The sequence below is a fragment of the Streptomyces sp. NPDC013157 genome (assembly GCF_042899865.1).
Lineage (GTDB): Bacteria > Actinomycetota > Actinomycetes > Streptomycetales > Streptomycetaceae > Streptomyces.
This window is the reverse complement of sequence record NZ_JBIBAK010000003.1, coordinates 687,063-700,907: the sequence shown is the minus strand read 5'-3', so window position 1 is coordinate 700,907 and position 13,845 is coordinate 687,063. Positions and strand designations below refer to the sequence as shown.

General features: G+C 70.2%; 14 protein-coding genes. 9 read left to right on the top strand and 5 right to left on the bottom strand.

Going from position 1 to position 13,845, the window contains the following annotated elements; translation table 11 throughout:
* Nucleotides 1-29 precede the first annotated feature (29 nt).
* Genes ACFY6U_RS13325 through ACFY6U_RS13315 form a run of 3 tightly spaced genes read right to left on the bottom strand, consistent with a single transcriptional unit; the run spans nt 30 to nt 3,063 of the window.
* Nucleotides 30-851 carry an enoyl-CoA hydratase-related protein gene (locus ACFY6U_RS13325; RefSeq protein WP_390037594.1) on the bottom strand — a complete coding sequence of 274 codons (822 nt, stop codon included), beginning with the start codon at nt 849-851 and terminating at the stop codon, nt 30-32.
* Nucleotides 848-1,750, bottom strand: a complete 903-nt coding sequence (locus tag ACFY6U_RS13320) for a fumarylacetoacetate hydrolase family protein (protein WP_390037592.1) — start codon at nt 1,748-1,750, stop codon at nt 848-850. Before ACFY6U_RS13320 ends, ACFY6U_RS13325 begins: the two co-directional genes overlap by 4 nt.
* A 17-nt stretch (nt 1,751-1,767) precedes the next feature.
* On the bottom strand, nt 1,768-3,063 hold the full coding sequence (locus tag ACFY6U_RS13315; protein ID WP_390037590.1) for a CaiB/BaiF CoA transferase family protein: 1,296 nt from the start codon (nt 3,061-3,063) through the stop codon (nt 1,768-1,770).
* Between the two features lie 1,064 nt (nt 3,064-4,127).
* Here ACFY6U_RS13315 and ACFY6U_RS13310 point away from each other — a divergent pair.
* The 5 genes from ACFY6U_RS13310 (at nt 4,128) to ACFY6U_RS13290 (ending at nt 9,602) form a co-directional block, all read left to right on the top strand.
* The gene (locus ACFY6U_RS13310) at nt 4,128-4,421 is read left to right on the top strand and encodes a putative quinol monooxygenase (RefSeq protein ID WP_390037588.1); all 294 of its coding nucleotides are present in this window, start codon (nt 4,128-4,130) and stop codon (nt 4,419-4,421) included.
* Between the two features lie 342 nt (nt 4,422-4,763).
* On the top strand, nt 4,764-6,023 hold the full coding sequence (locus tag ACFY6U_RS13305) for a DUF3500 domain-containing protein (protein WP_390037586.1): 1,260 nt from the start codon (nt 4,764-4,766) through the stop codon (nt 6,021-6,023).
* A gap of 152 nt (nt 6,024-6,175) precedes the next feature.
* On the top strand, nt 6,176-8,515 hold the full coding sequence (locus tag ACFY6U_RS13300; RefSeq protein ID WP_390037584.1) for a bifunctional 3-(3-hydroxy-phenyl)propionate/3-hydroxycinnamic acid hydroxylase: 2,340 nt from the start codon (nt 6,176-6,178) through the stop codon (nt 8,513-8,515).
* Between the two features lie 9 nt (nt 8,516-8,524).
* Entirely contained in the window at nt 8,525-9,142 is a 618-nt protein-coding gene (locus tag ACFY6U_RS13295) for a TetR/AcrR family transcriptional regulator (protein ID WP_390037582.1), read from the top strand.
* Between the two features lie 70 nt (nt 9,143-9,212).
* Nucleotides 9,213-9,602, top strand: coding sequence for a cytochrome P450 (locus tag ACFY6U_RS13290; protein ID WP_390037580.1), 390 nt, complete (start codon nt 9,213-9,215; stop codon nt 9,600-9,602).
* 153 nt (nt 9,603-9,755) lie between these two features.
* On the opposite strand, the gene ACFY6U_RS13285 is transcribed toward ACFY6U_RS13290, so the two are convergent.
* Nucleotides 9,756-10,379 (bottom strand): type III effector protein, encoded by a 624-nt coding sequence (locus ACFY6U_RS13285; RefSeq protein ID WP_390037578.1) that lies wholly within the window; start codon nt 10,377-10,379, stop codon nt 9,756-9,758.
* Between the two features lie 126 nt (nt 10,380-10,505).
* Between ACFY6U_RS13285 and ACFY6U_RS13280 the strand changes: the two genes are divergently transcribed.
* From ACFY6U_RS13280 to ACFY6U_RS13270, 3 genes are all read left to right on the top strand, one after another.
* Nucleotides 10,506-10,937: an Hsp20/alpha crystallin family protein gene (locus ACFY6U_RS13280; protein ID WP_390037576.1), complete on the top strand. Its 432-nt coding sequence runs from the start codon at nt 10,506-10,508 to the stop codon at nt 10,935-10,937.
* Between the two features lie 99 nt (nt 10,938-11,036).
* Nucleotides 11,037-11,432 carry a DUF2267 domain-containing protein gene (locus ACFY6U_RS13275; protein WP_390037574.1) on the top strand — a complete coding sequence of 132 codons (396 nt, stop codon included), beginning with the start codon at nt 11,037-11,039 and terminating at the stop codon, nt 11,430-11,432.
* A gap of 56 nt (nt 11,433-11,488) precedes the next feature.
* Nucleotides 11,489-11,926: a DUF2267 domain-containing protein gene (locus tag ACFY6U_RS13270; RefSeq protein WP_390037572.1), complete on the top strand. Its 438-nt coding sequence runs from the start codon at nt 11,489-11,491 to the stop codon at nt 11,924-11,926.
* 490 nt (nt 11,927-12,416) lie between these two features.
* Here ACFY6U_RS13270 and ACFY6U_RS13265 read toward each other — a convergent pair whose 3' ends face one another.
* Nucleotides 12,417-13,190 (bottom strand): IclR family transcriptional regulator, encoded by a 774-nt coding sequence (locus tag ACFY6U_RS13265; RefSeq protein ID WP_390037570.1) that lies wholly within the window; start codon nt 13,188-13,190, stop codon nt 12,417-12,419.
* A gap of 393 nt (nt 13,191-13,583) precedes the next feature.
* Here ACFY6U_RS13265 and ACFY6U_RS13260 point away from each other — a divergent pair, with 393 nt between their 5' ends.
* Nucleotides 13,584-13,805, top strand: coding sequence for a hypothetical protein (locus ACFY6U_RS13260; RefSeq protein WP_390037568.1), 222 nt, complete (start codon nt 13,584-13,586; stop codon nt 13,803-13,805).
* The last annotated feature ends 40 nt before the right edge of the window (nt 13,806-13,845 follow it).

Sequence of the window (13,845 nt, the reverse complement as noted above, 5' to 3'; positions counted from 1 at the left end):
TGCTCCTGTCGTCTGTCGTGCATTGGGTGTCAGCGGCCGGTGAAGCGCGGGGGCCGCTTCTCCAGGAAGGCGAGGGCGCCTTCGCGGAGGTCGTCAGAGGTGCGGCAGCGGGCGACGGCCTCCATCGCGTGGCCCAGCGCGGCGCTGCCTGCCGCTTCGTCGCCCTCGCTCAGGCGGCGGACGGCTTGGACGGACGCCTTGGAGGCGCGGACCGACAGAGGTGCGTTCGCCGCGATGGTCGCGGCGAGTTCGTCGACGACCTTTCCGAGTTCGTCGGGTTCGACGACCTGGTCCACCAGGCCCACGGCGTGCGCCTCGGCGGCCGGGAGGCGGCGTCCGGTGAACAGCAGGTCGCTCGCGACCGACGGTCCCACGGTCTGGACGAGCGCGGCGGTCTGTGCCAAGGGGTAGCCGACGCCCAGGCGGGCGGCCGGGATGGCCAGGACACTGCGGGTGTCCGCGTAGCGCAGGTCCGCGCCCAGGGCGAGGGCCATGCCCGCGCCCAGGCAGTAGCCGTGGATACGGGCGATGACGGGCACCGAGAGCGCCGACAGCTGGGTGAACAACGTCGTGGCGGCGTCGTCCGCCGCCTGTCGTGCGGCCTCGTCCTGGCGGCCCGGGAACTCGCTGATGTCCGCGCCGGAGACGAAGGCCTGCTCGCCCGCGCCGCGCACGACGACCACGCGCACCTCCGGGTCTTCGTCCATCGCCCTGAGCGCGGCGGCGAGTTCGGTCATCATCGCCACGGACAGCGCGTTGCGCCGGGCCGGGTTGCTGATCTCCACGGTGCCGACCGCGTCCCGTACCTCGGTGCGGATCCGTGGTGAGGGTGTCTCGGTCACCGCGGTCATCCGACCTTCTCGGCCACGAAGCGGTTGCGCAGCGCGCCGATCCCCTCGATGCGCACTTCGAACTCCGAGCCGTCGCGCAGGAGCACCTTCGGCTCGCGTACGAATCCGACCCCCGACGGGGTGCCGGTGAGGATCAGGTCACCCGGCTCCAGGGTCATCACGGTGGTGATGTAGGCCAGCAACTCCGGTACACCGAACAGGAGTGAGGAAGTGCGGTCGTCCTGGAGAACCTCACCGTCGAGCGTGCCCTTGATGGCGAGGTCGGGCCGTGCGCCGCCGAGTCGCGTGGCGGGCACGACGACCGGCCCGACGGGGGTGAGACCGTCCCAGGCCTTGCCGGCGACCCGCTGCGTGGTGTGGAACTGGAAGTCACGCACGGAGACGTCGTTGGCCGCGGTGTACCCGAAGATGACGCTCTCCGCGTCCTCGGCCGCGATCCGACGCGCCCGGGCACCGATGACCACGGCGAGCTCGCTCTCGTAGTCGATCTGGTCCGACTCCGGTGGCAGGGCCACTTCGGCGAAGGGCGCTGCCAGTGAGGTGTGCCATTTCGGGAAGAGATCGGGGTGAGCCGGTCCCGTGTCGCGGCCGCCCTCGTGCACGTGCGCGAGGTAGTTCTGCCCGATGCAGATGACCTTGCCAGGGCGTCCGACCGGGCTCAGCAGCCGATGGTCCGGCGCGTCGATCACGGGGCCGGCCTCGATGGCCGCCGGGTCGCCCTGAGCCGCCTCCAGCAGCGGGGGCAGGTCTTCGAAGACCTGGCCCTCCACGAGAGCGAGGCGCGCCTTTGTCGCCCCGTCCCGCCTGAGCGCGACCACAGGGCCACCGCCGTGCAGGACCCGGGCGAGGCCGAGGCCGTCGGTCCAGTCCGCCGCTGAAGCGGGCGTCGCAGTGGTCATGAAGGTGCCCTCCTGTTTCATTTCTGCGCCTCGGCGCTGCCGGCGGCCGGGGTGGCCGCCTCCGTCCTCGCGTGAGCGGCGCCGGCCGTGGCCTTGTCGGCATCGTGCACGCCGACGACACCGTCCTCGACCAGGGCGGCGATCCGGTCGTCGTCGTATCCCAGTTCGGCCAGGACCGCGATCGTGTCCCCGCCGAGTTCGGGTGCGCGGCCCCGGGCGCGCGGCGCGCCGTCGGCGACGATGGGGGTGTTCACGATCGTCGGCTCCGCGAAGCGCTTTTCGTCGTGTACGAACAGGCCGCGCGCGGCGAACTGTTCGTCGGTGAGGATGTCGCTGATGCCGTTGACCGGGCCGCAGGGGACCCCTGCCGCGCGCAGCGCGTCCATCCAGTGGTCCCGGGGAGCCGTCGCGAAACGTGCCTGGATGATCTCCGCGAGGGGCGCCCGGTGCTGGAAGCGTTCGTACTCCGTGGCGAAGCGCGGATCGTCGCGCAGATCGAGCTCCAGGACGGCGCAGAGTGCCTCCCACGCCCGGTCGACCGCACCGAGCACGAGGGTGGCGCCGTCCTGGCAGGTGAACGCCTCGTAGGGGGCGGCCAGTCGGTGTGCCGTGCCCAGCGGGGCCGGTTCCACCCCCGTCGCCACGTAGTCGGCGACCTCCCACAGCGACCAGGCGGCCACCGAGTCCGCGAGCGCGACGTCGATGTACGCGCCGCCGCCACCGGCGCGTGCGCGCAGCAGGGCGGCCAGGACGCCGATCGCTCCCCACATGCCGGTGCCCACGTCGGATATGGGGAAGCCTGCCTTGGCCAGTTGCCCGTCTACCGATCCGGTCACGGACATCAGCCCGCTGTAGGCCTGCGCGATCAGGTCGATGCCCTTCGCGTCGCGCATCGGGCCGAACTGCCCGAAGCCGGAGATGGAGCAGTAGACGAGGTCGGGGCACTGTGGCCGCAGGTCCTCGTAGCCCAGTCCGAGCCGCGCCATGGCGCCCACCCGGAAGTTCTCCACCAGGACGTCGCTGCGTCGTGCCAGGGAGCGCACGATGTCGGCGCCGGCGGGGGACTTCATGTCGACCGCGAGGCTCTGCTTGTCGCGGTGGGTCAGGTCGAAGGGGATCGACCTGCGCTCCGGGCCCATCCGCCGGGCGCGCATGCCGTCACCCCTGACCGGTTCGATCTTCAGAACGTCCGCGCCGAGGTCGGACAGGATGGTCGTGCAGTAGGGGCCGGCCAGGGCCCCGGTCACATCCAGGACGCGTACGCCTCGTAGGAAGGCCGGGCCGGGCCCGGCGGACTCCGTTGTCGCTGTCATGGCGCCCTTCATTTCACTTCGGTCCGCATTATGGACCAGTGGACCGGAATAAGGACCTCTGGCAAACTTAGGCCTGGTCTTCCGGGAGCGTCAAGCAGGCGGGAAGGATGCCCCTGCGGCCCGCGAGCCCACCCGCCGCGACACCGCGGACTCGCCGTCAGGCAGAATCCGGTGGTCTCACCCCTGGGCGTGCTCGACGCCGACGACCGGACGCATCCGGTGCCCCCAGTGGCCGAATCCGGCAGGCGGGTGGCAGCCTCGCTCGCGCGCCGGGTGCGGGCCCGACCCATTCCCGTGCCGTTCCGCGCCCAGGGCGGCCGGTATGGAAACGAGCAGCGCGACGCCTGGAGTGGCTGCGCCGGGACCGTGTGGCGACCCCGCTCGCGGCACTCCTCGACGCCTGCCACATCCACATCGGCTGCGCCGACCCATCTGGAGAGTCGGGGCAGGCTGGTGCCGCGGAAGTGGTCGATGACTGACGGCTGGACCACATGTCGGACCGGAGGATCTACTAGCGGTCCGCTGGGTCGCAGGGGTAGTTTCTTGAACGCCTCGGTGCGTTCGGACACCGCCGCGAGGCTTCTCAGGGGCGGCCGTCGGCCACGCATCCGCCGGCCGCCCCGCGAAGGTCAGGAGCACGGATACATGTGGATGCTGACCTCGCGGTTGTCGGGCTCGGCCCGGCGGAGAGATGTTGGCGTTCTGCTGGGCCAGGCACGTTACCGCCTGGCCATCTTCGAGAAGTGCCCCGCGCCGTCGGCTGCCCGGGTGCGCCCTGGACGGCGAGATCGCGTCCCTCGTGCCGCACGCGGCAGTCCCTCGCCGACCCGGCGAGAGGCGCGAGACCTTCACCGGTGCGACGCCACCACACCCCCCTCACGGTTCCCGGCGCCGATGTCCTCGGGGGCGCATCCGGGGCGGAACGGGCGACCGTGCTCGTCCGTGACCTCATGTCCTGGCTGTCCCGGGCGCCGCGACCACCTTCGACGGTCTGACCACCGACGGCCCGGCCGGCGCCGCCGTAATCGCACCCCTCTACAAGAAAACGCTGAGGATCACCTCCCATGGCCATCGCCATCTCCGCCACCTGGACGGCCCACCCCGGCAAGGAGGACGTCGTCCGCGACGCCCTGGCCAAACTGGTCCCAGCCACTCGTGCCGAACCCGGATGTCAGGCATACGTCGTTCACCAGGACCCTGAGCAGCCCACGGTCTTCAGGTTCTTTGAGATCTACGACGACGAGGACGCGATCAAGGCGCACGGCGACTACCCCCACTTCACGAAGTACGCGGTGGGCCAGGCGGCTCCGGCGTTGGCGGACCGCTCCCACGAGTTCACCACCGTGCTCGATTTCTGACGCGTAGTCCGCGAGCCGGGTGTGCTCCCCGAATCCCCGGCGATCAAGAGGCGACCTGCCGGACCAGGGCCTGTGCCCAGCAGGCCCTGTGGGTCGCGATCTGGCTCGAGACCCCAGGCCGCAGGCCTCGGGGGGCATCCTTCCCATCTGCTTGACGCTCCCGGAATGCCGGGCCTAAGTTTGCCTGAGGTCCTTATCCCGGTTCACTGGTCCATATTGCGGACCGAGGTGAAATGAAGGGCACCATGACAGCGACAACGGAGTCCGCCGAGCCCGTCCCGGCCTTCCTTCGAGGCGTACGCGTCCTCCCCGCCGACCTGGGCATCGTCGGAAGGAGTCATCATGTCGAAACCGTCTGAGACCGACGTGCAGCACGCCACGCGGTTCCGTCGCTACGTTCCCGCCCCCGACGACCCGCGCGTCGCCGGCCTGCACGAGCACACGGCTCGGACGTACGCCGACGCCCGGCTGAGCATTCCGGTGCTCGCCGAGGTGGTACGCCAGTGGCGCGAGAGCGCGGAAGAACCGTACGTCGGTATCACCACCGACGGCCGCGTCCGCCACGGCGTCTACGGACTCGGGGCGGTCCCCGATGCCGAACGCCCGCCCACCGAGGCGATGCTCCGCGCGGTCGAGGAGATCCGCCGCCACACCACGCACGAGCAGTGGCAGCGGCTGACCTATCCGCTGGAGGCACCGCAGTGGCGGACCTGGAGCAACCCCGAGGCGCTGCTGTACGACAACGGCCTTCGCCTGGAGGAAGTGCCGGACCGGACCGCGGACGCGCTGCTGGGGCTGGTGAGAGCGACCCTCAGCGAGGACGGCTACACCGTGGTGCGCCATCTGATGCGGCTCAACGGTTTCCTCGGTGAGCTCACCGACATGAGCGGGGTCATGAACCCCGGCAGTTACCAGTTCGCCGTCTTCGGCGAGCCGTCCCCGGACCAGCCGTGGGGATGGCACCTGTACGGGCACCACGTGTGCGTCAACGCCCTGGTGGCGGGGGACCGGATGGTGGTCGGCCCCGTCTTCCTCGGTGCCGAGCCGGACAGTACCGACGTCGGTCCGGATGCCGGTGTCCGGCCGCTGGGTGTCCGTGAACGGGTCGGGCTGTCGTTCGTCAACAGCCTGACTCCGCGACAGCTCTCGGTGGCCCGCAGCTACCCGGAGGTGCGCGATCCGCGGATGCCGGAAGGACGGGTGCACCCGGTGGAGGAGCGGTTCCTCGCGGGGGCCTTCCAGGACAACCGTGTGATCCCGGTGGAGGGCATCCGCGCCACCGAACTGGACGGCGAGCAGCAGCAGTTGCTGCTGGACGTCATCGAGCAGTACAGCGACCTGCTGCCCGAAGGCCCACGGGCGGCCCGCATGCGCGAGGTGCGTGCGCACCTTCCGGAGACGTACCTGACCTGGATCGGCGGCATCGACGACGAGCAGCCGTTCTACTACCGGGTGCAGAGCCCGGTGGTGCTCGTCGAGTTCGACCACCACGCCGGCATGTTTCTGACCAATCCGGTCCCGGCCCGCTTCCACATCCACACCATCCTGCGGTTGCCCAACGGCAACGACTACGGCCGTCTGCTGTGGAAGCCCCGTACCTGAGAAGACCGACTCCCACCTGAACCCTCGCCGAGCGCCTGCCGCCCGCACCCAGCCGGACACCGCAGGCGCCTGCGGGCATCGAAGCGCATGTCACGCCACCCCCCCCGGGCCGCGGGGATCCCCTGACTGCCCATGCCACACCAGGAGCTGCTATGGACATCAATGTAGATGTCGTCATTGTCGGGTACGGACCGGGAGGTGCCGTACTGGCTTCCCTCCTGGGACAACGAGGCCACAAGGTGGCCGTGCTGGAGAAGTTCCCGGCCCCCTACAACCTGCCCCGGATGAGCACGCTCGACGGCGAGATCGCCCGTGTCCTGCAACATGCCGCGGACCCCGCCGCAGCGCTCAAGGACTCGGTGCCCCAGGCGAGCGTGAGCCTCTACGGCGCCGACGGCGAGCTGGCTCTCGTGGGCGACTGGAACAGGACGGTGTGCGGCCACCCTCTCCATCTCAGCCTCCACCAGCCCAACATCGAAGCCGCCATGCACGACCGTGTGGACGCCTGCCCGTCGGTGCAGGTCCACTGGGGCACGCCTGCCACCGGTGTCGAGGACCTCGGTGACCGGGTCGTCGTCACCGCCGCCAGGGACGCGGACGGTGAGCAGATCCGCGTGAACGCACGCTACGCCGTCGGTATGGACGGGGGATCAAGCTTCGTCCGGCAGGCGGTCGGCATCAATATGGACGTGATCCATCGCCATGACGACGAGTGGCTGATGACGGACTACGACATCGTCGATCCCGAGGTCGCCACTCCGCCGACCGAGCTCCACCTGGAAGTCCCCCGTGCCTACTACTGGGGCCCGAACGGCGACCGGCGTTGCCGCATCGACATGAGGTTGCTGCCCGACGACCCCGCCGAGGTCCGCACCCACGAGCACGCACTGGGCTTCCTGCAGGAAAAGACCGGCATCGGAGCGCAGTCGGTGCGCGTCACACGGCAGGTCAACTACCGGTTCCGCTCCCAGATCGCCGACCGGATGCGGGTGGGTAACGTCTTCATCGGCGGTGACGCCGCCCATCTCATGACCCCCTCCGGGGCGCAGGGATCGTGCAGCGCGATGCGGGACGCCATCAACCTCGCGTGGCGTCTCGACCTCGTGCTCGACGGCAGGGTCTCCGACTCGGTTCTCGACACCTATGGGCCGGAGCGGCTCGCCCACGTCGCCCCCATCATCCAGGCTTCGCTGATGGGGTGGGCCCTGGCCGCGGAGTCGGACCCGCACAAGGCCGCCGCCCGCGACGCCTTCCTTCGCACCGGCGAGGCGCCACTTCCGTCCGCGTCTTCGCTGACGACCGGATTCCTGCGGGACACGCCCGAGGGCGACCTGGCTCCGCTGGCCGGCTCGCTGAGCCCGCAGGGACGCGTCCGTATCGGGGAGCGCAGCGGGCTGCTCGACGATCTCGTCGGCTTCGGTTTCCAACTGGTCAGCCGGGTCCCGGTCGCGGAGTTGCTGACACCGGCCCACACCGCCCTGCTCGAGCGACTGGGCGTTCATGTCGTCGTCCTCGGTCCGGACCACGTCGAGGACGTCGACGGCGCCTACCGAAGCTTCCTGGACGAGAACGGCCTGGTCGCCTATCTCAGCCGGCCGGACTTCTACCTCTTCGGCACCGCGGCGACGGCTGAGGACCTCCCCGCACTGATCGACGCCCTGGCCGCCGCGCTGACCCGGACCGAACCCCCTGCGTCCTCCGCCGCGCAGCCACCCGTCCCGCAGCCCGGAGCCGCCTTCACCCGGGCGACGGTCCCGGCCGGCGAATTCACCCTGCACTACGCTGAAGCCGCCCCCGCGGCCCCCCTCGGCACCATCGTGTCCCTGCCCGGTTCCGCCGGCCTGGAGATGTCCACCGCCAAGGACCGCCTGGCCGAGCGGTACCGGGTCGTGGAGATCAACCCCCCGGGCTGGGGCGACCAGGCGGACGTGTCCCGGCCGATGTCCCAGAGCGAGATCGGTGGGGTGCTGGCCGAGGCGGTCGGGCACCTTGTCGACGGGCCGTTCGTCCTGCTGGCCACCTCCATGGGCGGCGCCAACGCGCTGCACATGGCCGCGAGGATCCCGGACCGGGTGCAGGGCATCATCCTCGAAGCGTCCATGGCGCCGAGCCGACCGGAGGACCAGTACCCTCTGCCGACAGGCGCCCCTGAGATCCACCCCGACAAGCCGTGGGCCACCCCCGGGTACGTCGCGCACCAGATGGCGAACCGGATGCGGATGATCCAGCAGACGCCCCCGGACATGGACGCCACCGAGGCGATCACCGTCGTGCGTGAGCGTGGGATCCCGGTACTTGGACTGCTCGGCACCGACGACGAGATCCTGAAGCCGTCCCAGGAGAAGACCTTCCGCACCGTCCTGCCCGAGGGGGAGTTCCGGCTGATTCCCGGCGGCCGGCACGACCTGCAGAACACCGCGTCAGAGGATTTCGTCGATCTCGTCGAGACCTTCGTCACGGACCGGGTCGGATCTGCCCCGGGCAAGCGGTGAAGCCCTCGTATGCCGGACCAGCCGGTCCGCCGCAAGCGCATGACGGCCGAGCGGTGGGTCGAACTGCTCACCACCGCCCTCGACGTGATGCGCGAGGTGGGCTACGAGGCCATGACCATGGACGCGGTGGCGGTCCGGGCCCGCTGTAGCAAGGCCACGCTGTACCGCATTTGGCGCGGCAAGCCGCAGATGATCGTGGCCGCGCTGTATGCCACGCGGCGGGTGGACACAGGCGCCATCGACACCGGCACGTTGCGCGGTGACCTGCTGGCCCTGTGCGGCCAACTGGTGGCGGATGTGCAGCGGGACACCGAGTTGTTGGCGGCGCTCGCCCACGCCGTGCTCATCGACCCGGAACTCGCATCGGCCATGCGCACGTCGCTTGTCGAACCCGAGTCCGCCGCGCTGGACGGATTCGTGGAACGGGCCGTCCGGCGCGGTGAACTGACCGCCCGGCCGGCCGCCGTCGAGTTCCTGCCGCAGCTGATGTTCGTCATGCTGATGGCCCGGCCGCTGACCGAGGGTGCCTTCCTCGACATGGACTACGCAACGCGTTACATCGACCTGGCGATCATGCCCGCACTGCTGACCAACTGCCCAGTCGTTCCTCCCTCTTTCGAGTCATGAGGCACGCCCCGAACTTCTGCCGACACTGCTTTCTGTTCGACGGCGCCGCGACGCACACGCCGGTGGAGGTGTGCTGGTCGCGCGGATCATGAAGACCCGTCCTGAGACGAACTCGTTCGGGCATCCGCCGAAGGCTCCCCGGGCACGCCGCCTCACGCGGGGCTTCGCCCGCGTCGCCGCGCACGATACGGAGCTTGGCGGTGTGGCGATCCCGCGCGGTGCTCGGGTGTGGCCGCTCGTCGCCTCCGCGAACCGCGACGAGCGGAAGGGGGAGCGCGCGGACGAGTTCGATTTCCGCGGGAGTCCGCTCGACCACCTCGGATTCGGATGCGGCACGCACGGCTGCGCCGGTCAGGGTGTCGCCCGCGTCGAGTTGCACGCCCTGATCCATGCGCTTCTGGAGTCCGTTGAGCGCATCCCCCCGCCGACAACGCGCGATCGACGAAGGCCGGCGCGGTGAGGTCGAAGGACTCGACCTCACCCTGAGGTTCCTGCGCAGCAAACGCGCCCAGACCCACCGGGCCGCCGCTGCCACAGGCAGTGTGGACCTGGGCATGCCCCGACGTCCCGGGGCCCGAGCAGGAACGGAACAGCGAAACCGGAACAGGTGGGTTCAGGGGGGTGTGAGAGTGTCGAGTTGTGCGGCGAGGCCGGGGTGGGTGGTGGTCAGGTAGGGGCGGGTGGCCTTGAGAGGGCGGATGAGCTCGGCGGGGTCGTCGTGGGCGAGGGTCGCGTGGAGCCGGTTGAGCGCGAGGCGGGCCGCAGCGGGCAGGTCGGTGAGGGCGGCGATCTGGCCGGCGATCCGGCGCAGGTCGGCTGCGTTGTGGCGGGCCCATTCGGCTTGGGTGCGTTCGGCGGCGCGGCGTTTGCGGGTGGCCTGGACGCGTTGTTCGCCGGTGGTTCCGGCGGGCCCGGGGCGGCCGCGCAGGTAGCGGCGTTCGGCGGCCTGGCGGCTGGCGACGCCGAGGGGGTGGGCGAGGTCGGCCCAGCTGGCTCCCGCGTCGCGGGCGGTTTCGATCAGGCCGGTTTCCCATCCGGCGAGCTGCTCGCGTACCTGCCGCAGCAGCATCAGGGAGGCCAGGGCCTGCTCGGGACCGGGGCCGAGGGCGTCGGGGGTCTCGTGCTGGGCATGGCGCAGGGCGTCGTCTATGGCGGCAAGGGCCGCAGCGGCGGCGAGAAAGGACGCCGGGCTGTGGGCGTCAGTGCTGGTCGTGGGCGATCGGTCGGCTGCGGTCACGGGCACCTCCCTGGGGTTGTCATCATGTCGACGACATTGTGTTTGTCATCCCTTGGATGACATGTTACAACGGTGTCAGTGAGGCGCATTGGCAGCCACTGCCCGAACCTCTGGAGGTGTTTTCCGATGTTGATGCGCACTGACCCCTTCCGTGAGCTGGACCGGCTGGCGCAGCAGCTGATGGGCCCCGGCACCTGGTCGCGGCCGTCCCCGATGCCGATGGACGCCTACCGCGAGGGTGACCAGTACGTGGTGGCCTTCGACGTCCCCGGCGTCGACCCGGACGCGATCGACATCGACGTCGAGCGGAACATGCTGACCGTCAAGGCCGAGCGCCGGCCGGTGGCGAAGGCCGACGACGTGCAGATGGAGCTGTCGGAGCGGCCGCTGGGTGTCTTCTCCCGTCAGCTGGTGCTGGCCGACACGCTGGACACCGAGCACATCCAGGCCGACTACGACGCCGGTGTGCTCACCCTGCGTATCCCGATCGCCGAGCGCGCCAAGCCCCGCAAGATCTCCATCGGCGTCGGATCCGGCCGCAAGGAGATCTCCGGCTGACACCGGCCGGACCGGGTGCGGAGGGCGGGCACCTGATCTCCCCCTCACTCCGCTCTCCGCACCCCCGTGGGCAGTCCGAAGAAGAAGGGGGCCGCCGTGATGACGCTGCGACGCGAAGCGTTCCTCGGCCACGTGAAGGAACGCGGCCAGTACGACACCCTGCAGGAAGCCGAGCGCGCGGCCCGCGTGGTACTCGCCCTGCTCGGTGCGCACCTGGTCGGCGACATCCGCGCCCAGCTGGCGGCGCGCCTGCCGGAGGAGTTCGCCCTGATCCTGCTCAACCCGCTGCAGAGCGCCGAGCCGCTGCCGCCGGAGCGGTTCGTCCGCGCAACCGCCGCGTGGATCGAGGGCGCCACCGAGCAGACCGCGGCCTGGGATGTCAGCGCCGTGCTGTCCACCGTCGCCGACGCGGCCGAGGAGGACCTGCTGGGCCAGATCCTGCTCCAGCTCCCCGCCGGCTACGACCTGTTCTTCGGCCGCCCCCAGCCCACCTGACCAACCCGCACCCCGGTGCCCGAACACCGGCCACAGCGAGAAAGGCAACCAACCCCGTGATCTCCGACCGGCACGCACCGACCAAGCAGCCGTACGGGACGGCATACGAGCAGATGCTGGAGAAGGTCCGCTACGAGGGCGCCTACCCCACCCGCGAGCGAGCCGACGAAGCCGTCCGCCTGGTCCTTGCCGGACTGGGGCGCCAGGTGACCGGCGACGAACGCGTCGACCTGGCCGCCTGCCTGCCCCTGGAAGCCGCACGCGTGCTGACCGCGCAGATCCCCGACACCCAGCCGCTGACCGGCTGGGCCTTCGTCAAAGACCTCGCCGCCCGCACCGGCGCCTCCCTGGCCACCACCCGCTGGGACACCGGCTCCGTCTTCTCCGCCGTCGCCGCCCACGCCGGCCCCGACCTCGTCACCCGCATCCTGGACCGGCTCCCCACCGGCTACGCCCTGCTGTTCGGCCGCGCCGAACTCACACGCGCCGCGTAGACGGCGACGTACGTGCTCGGGGGCGGGCGCGACGACCGGCGCGTCGCTGCCCGCCCTGCGCCACGTCGCCTTCCTGTCCGGACTCCCGGCCCCCAGGGGATCTTGAAGCGTGACCCAGATACGCCAGAAACCCGCCACGGGGTGATCCTGGAGGCCGGGCGGCTCGCTACGGGGTGTCGTCCGCGAGGGCATGGACGCGGTTCTCGTACTTGCGGCGGGCCTTGCGCTGGGCCGGGACGAGTCGTCATACCCGGGGACTTGCGCCTCTTGCAATGGATGTAAAGAGGCTTGACATCTTGCGCGTGTGTCACATTGCCCAGGGGGACGCGGCTGGGATTGCCGGAGACGTGCGAGCCGTCTCCGCTCGACGGCTTCTGCGAGTCATCCGGGCAACGGCCCCCCCCGCGTCGCGCCTCCGGCGCGCGCTCTCGTCGTACCGGCCAGAAGCCCGAGTGCGTCCGGTAAGCACCTGGCGGTCGGCGGGCGTTGGTCAGCGGCGCGCGAGTTCCGCCGAGATCCGCCCAGTCGCCTCCACCACCAGCTGTCCGTAGGGCTCGTGGAGATCGTCGGTGAGTCGGTAGCTGGGCAACGAGATCGACAGGGCGGCGACGGGTTGTCCCTGGCGATCGCTGATGGCCGAACCGACCGCGGAGACGTCCGGTCGCCACCGCCCGGGGTTGACGGCGAAACCCCGTCCCGTGACGGCCTCGAGCTCGGCGAGAACCTCCTTGCGGGTGAGGCGTGCGCCGGTGGCCAGATCGACGGCGGCCGGAATTCGGGCGGCCCGCTCCGAAACCGGGAGGCGGGAGAGGTAGGCCCAGCCCGACGCCGTAAGGATCATGGGAACCCGCTCGCCGACCTGTGCGACCGTTTGGACGGGCCGGGTGGACGGTACCTTGTCGATCAGGACCAGCGACTCGCCGTCCGGCACGGACAGGTGGATGTTCTCGTCGGTTCGTCGGCCGAGCTCTTCGAGCACGGGGCGGGCTCGTTCTCGGAGGTCGTCCTGAGTCATGACCCGTGCTCCCACCGCGAGCGCCCGGGCAGTCAGGACCCAGCGCTGTTCCCCCGGTGCTCCCTGCGGGGCCAGCCAGCCGGCCTCGCCGAGGGTGCGCAAGATCCTGTGGACCGTCGCCTTCGGGATTCCCAGCGACCTCGCGAGGGCGCTGATGCCGACGGGCTGTGACTGGGCGACGGCCTCGAGGACATCGAGGGATCGCAGCACCGACTGCATCCCCTGCCGGGTGCCCGACGACTCACTCACGCTCTCTCCTTCGGTGGTGGACCCCGTCATCGTAGTGAGGGAGCCATGGGGAGTGCTTCTGATCGTAGCTGTGGGGCCCTTCGGTTCGTATGATGGATCGCTTGACCGCATATTGGGTCGACTCTACGCTGAATTCGTGATGGTGGGCGTGATGCGGTCATCGGAACATCCGTCTCCACGCACGCCGAAGCTGTCGGGGTGATGGGCCCGAGACCAGCCCGACCATCGATCGCGAGCACTGATGTCGCCCTAGTGGTGGACCGGGCGGACCTGGCGCGCAGTAGGCACCAGGTCCGCCCTGCACTGGCCCGTTCACGACGAAACCGCCGCCGTGCTGCATGAGCTGCCGGGCTGTGAAGTCCGTGTGTCGCCCTGCCGCTGAAGGAGCCCTGCATGTCTCAGACCGCTTCCCGGGGAATCGACGAAGAACCACCGGTGAAGCCGGAGAGAGTCCGGCTGACCGGAGTGCAGGCACTGGCCCGCCTGCCGCTGGACATCATGCGTTTCGAGCGGAGCGAGGGGCGGCGTACCGCCGGCTTCGTCTCCGGCTACGAGGGGTCACCGTTAGGCGGCTACGACCTCGAACTCGGGCGCCACAAGGCCCTCCTGGACTAGTACAACATCGTCTTTGAGCCGGGAGTCGACGAGGAGCTGG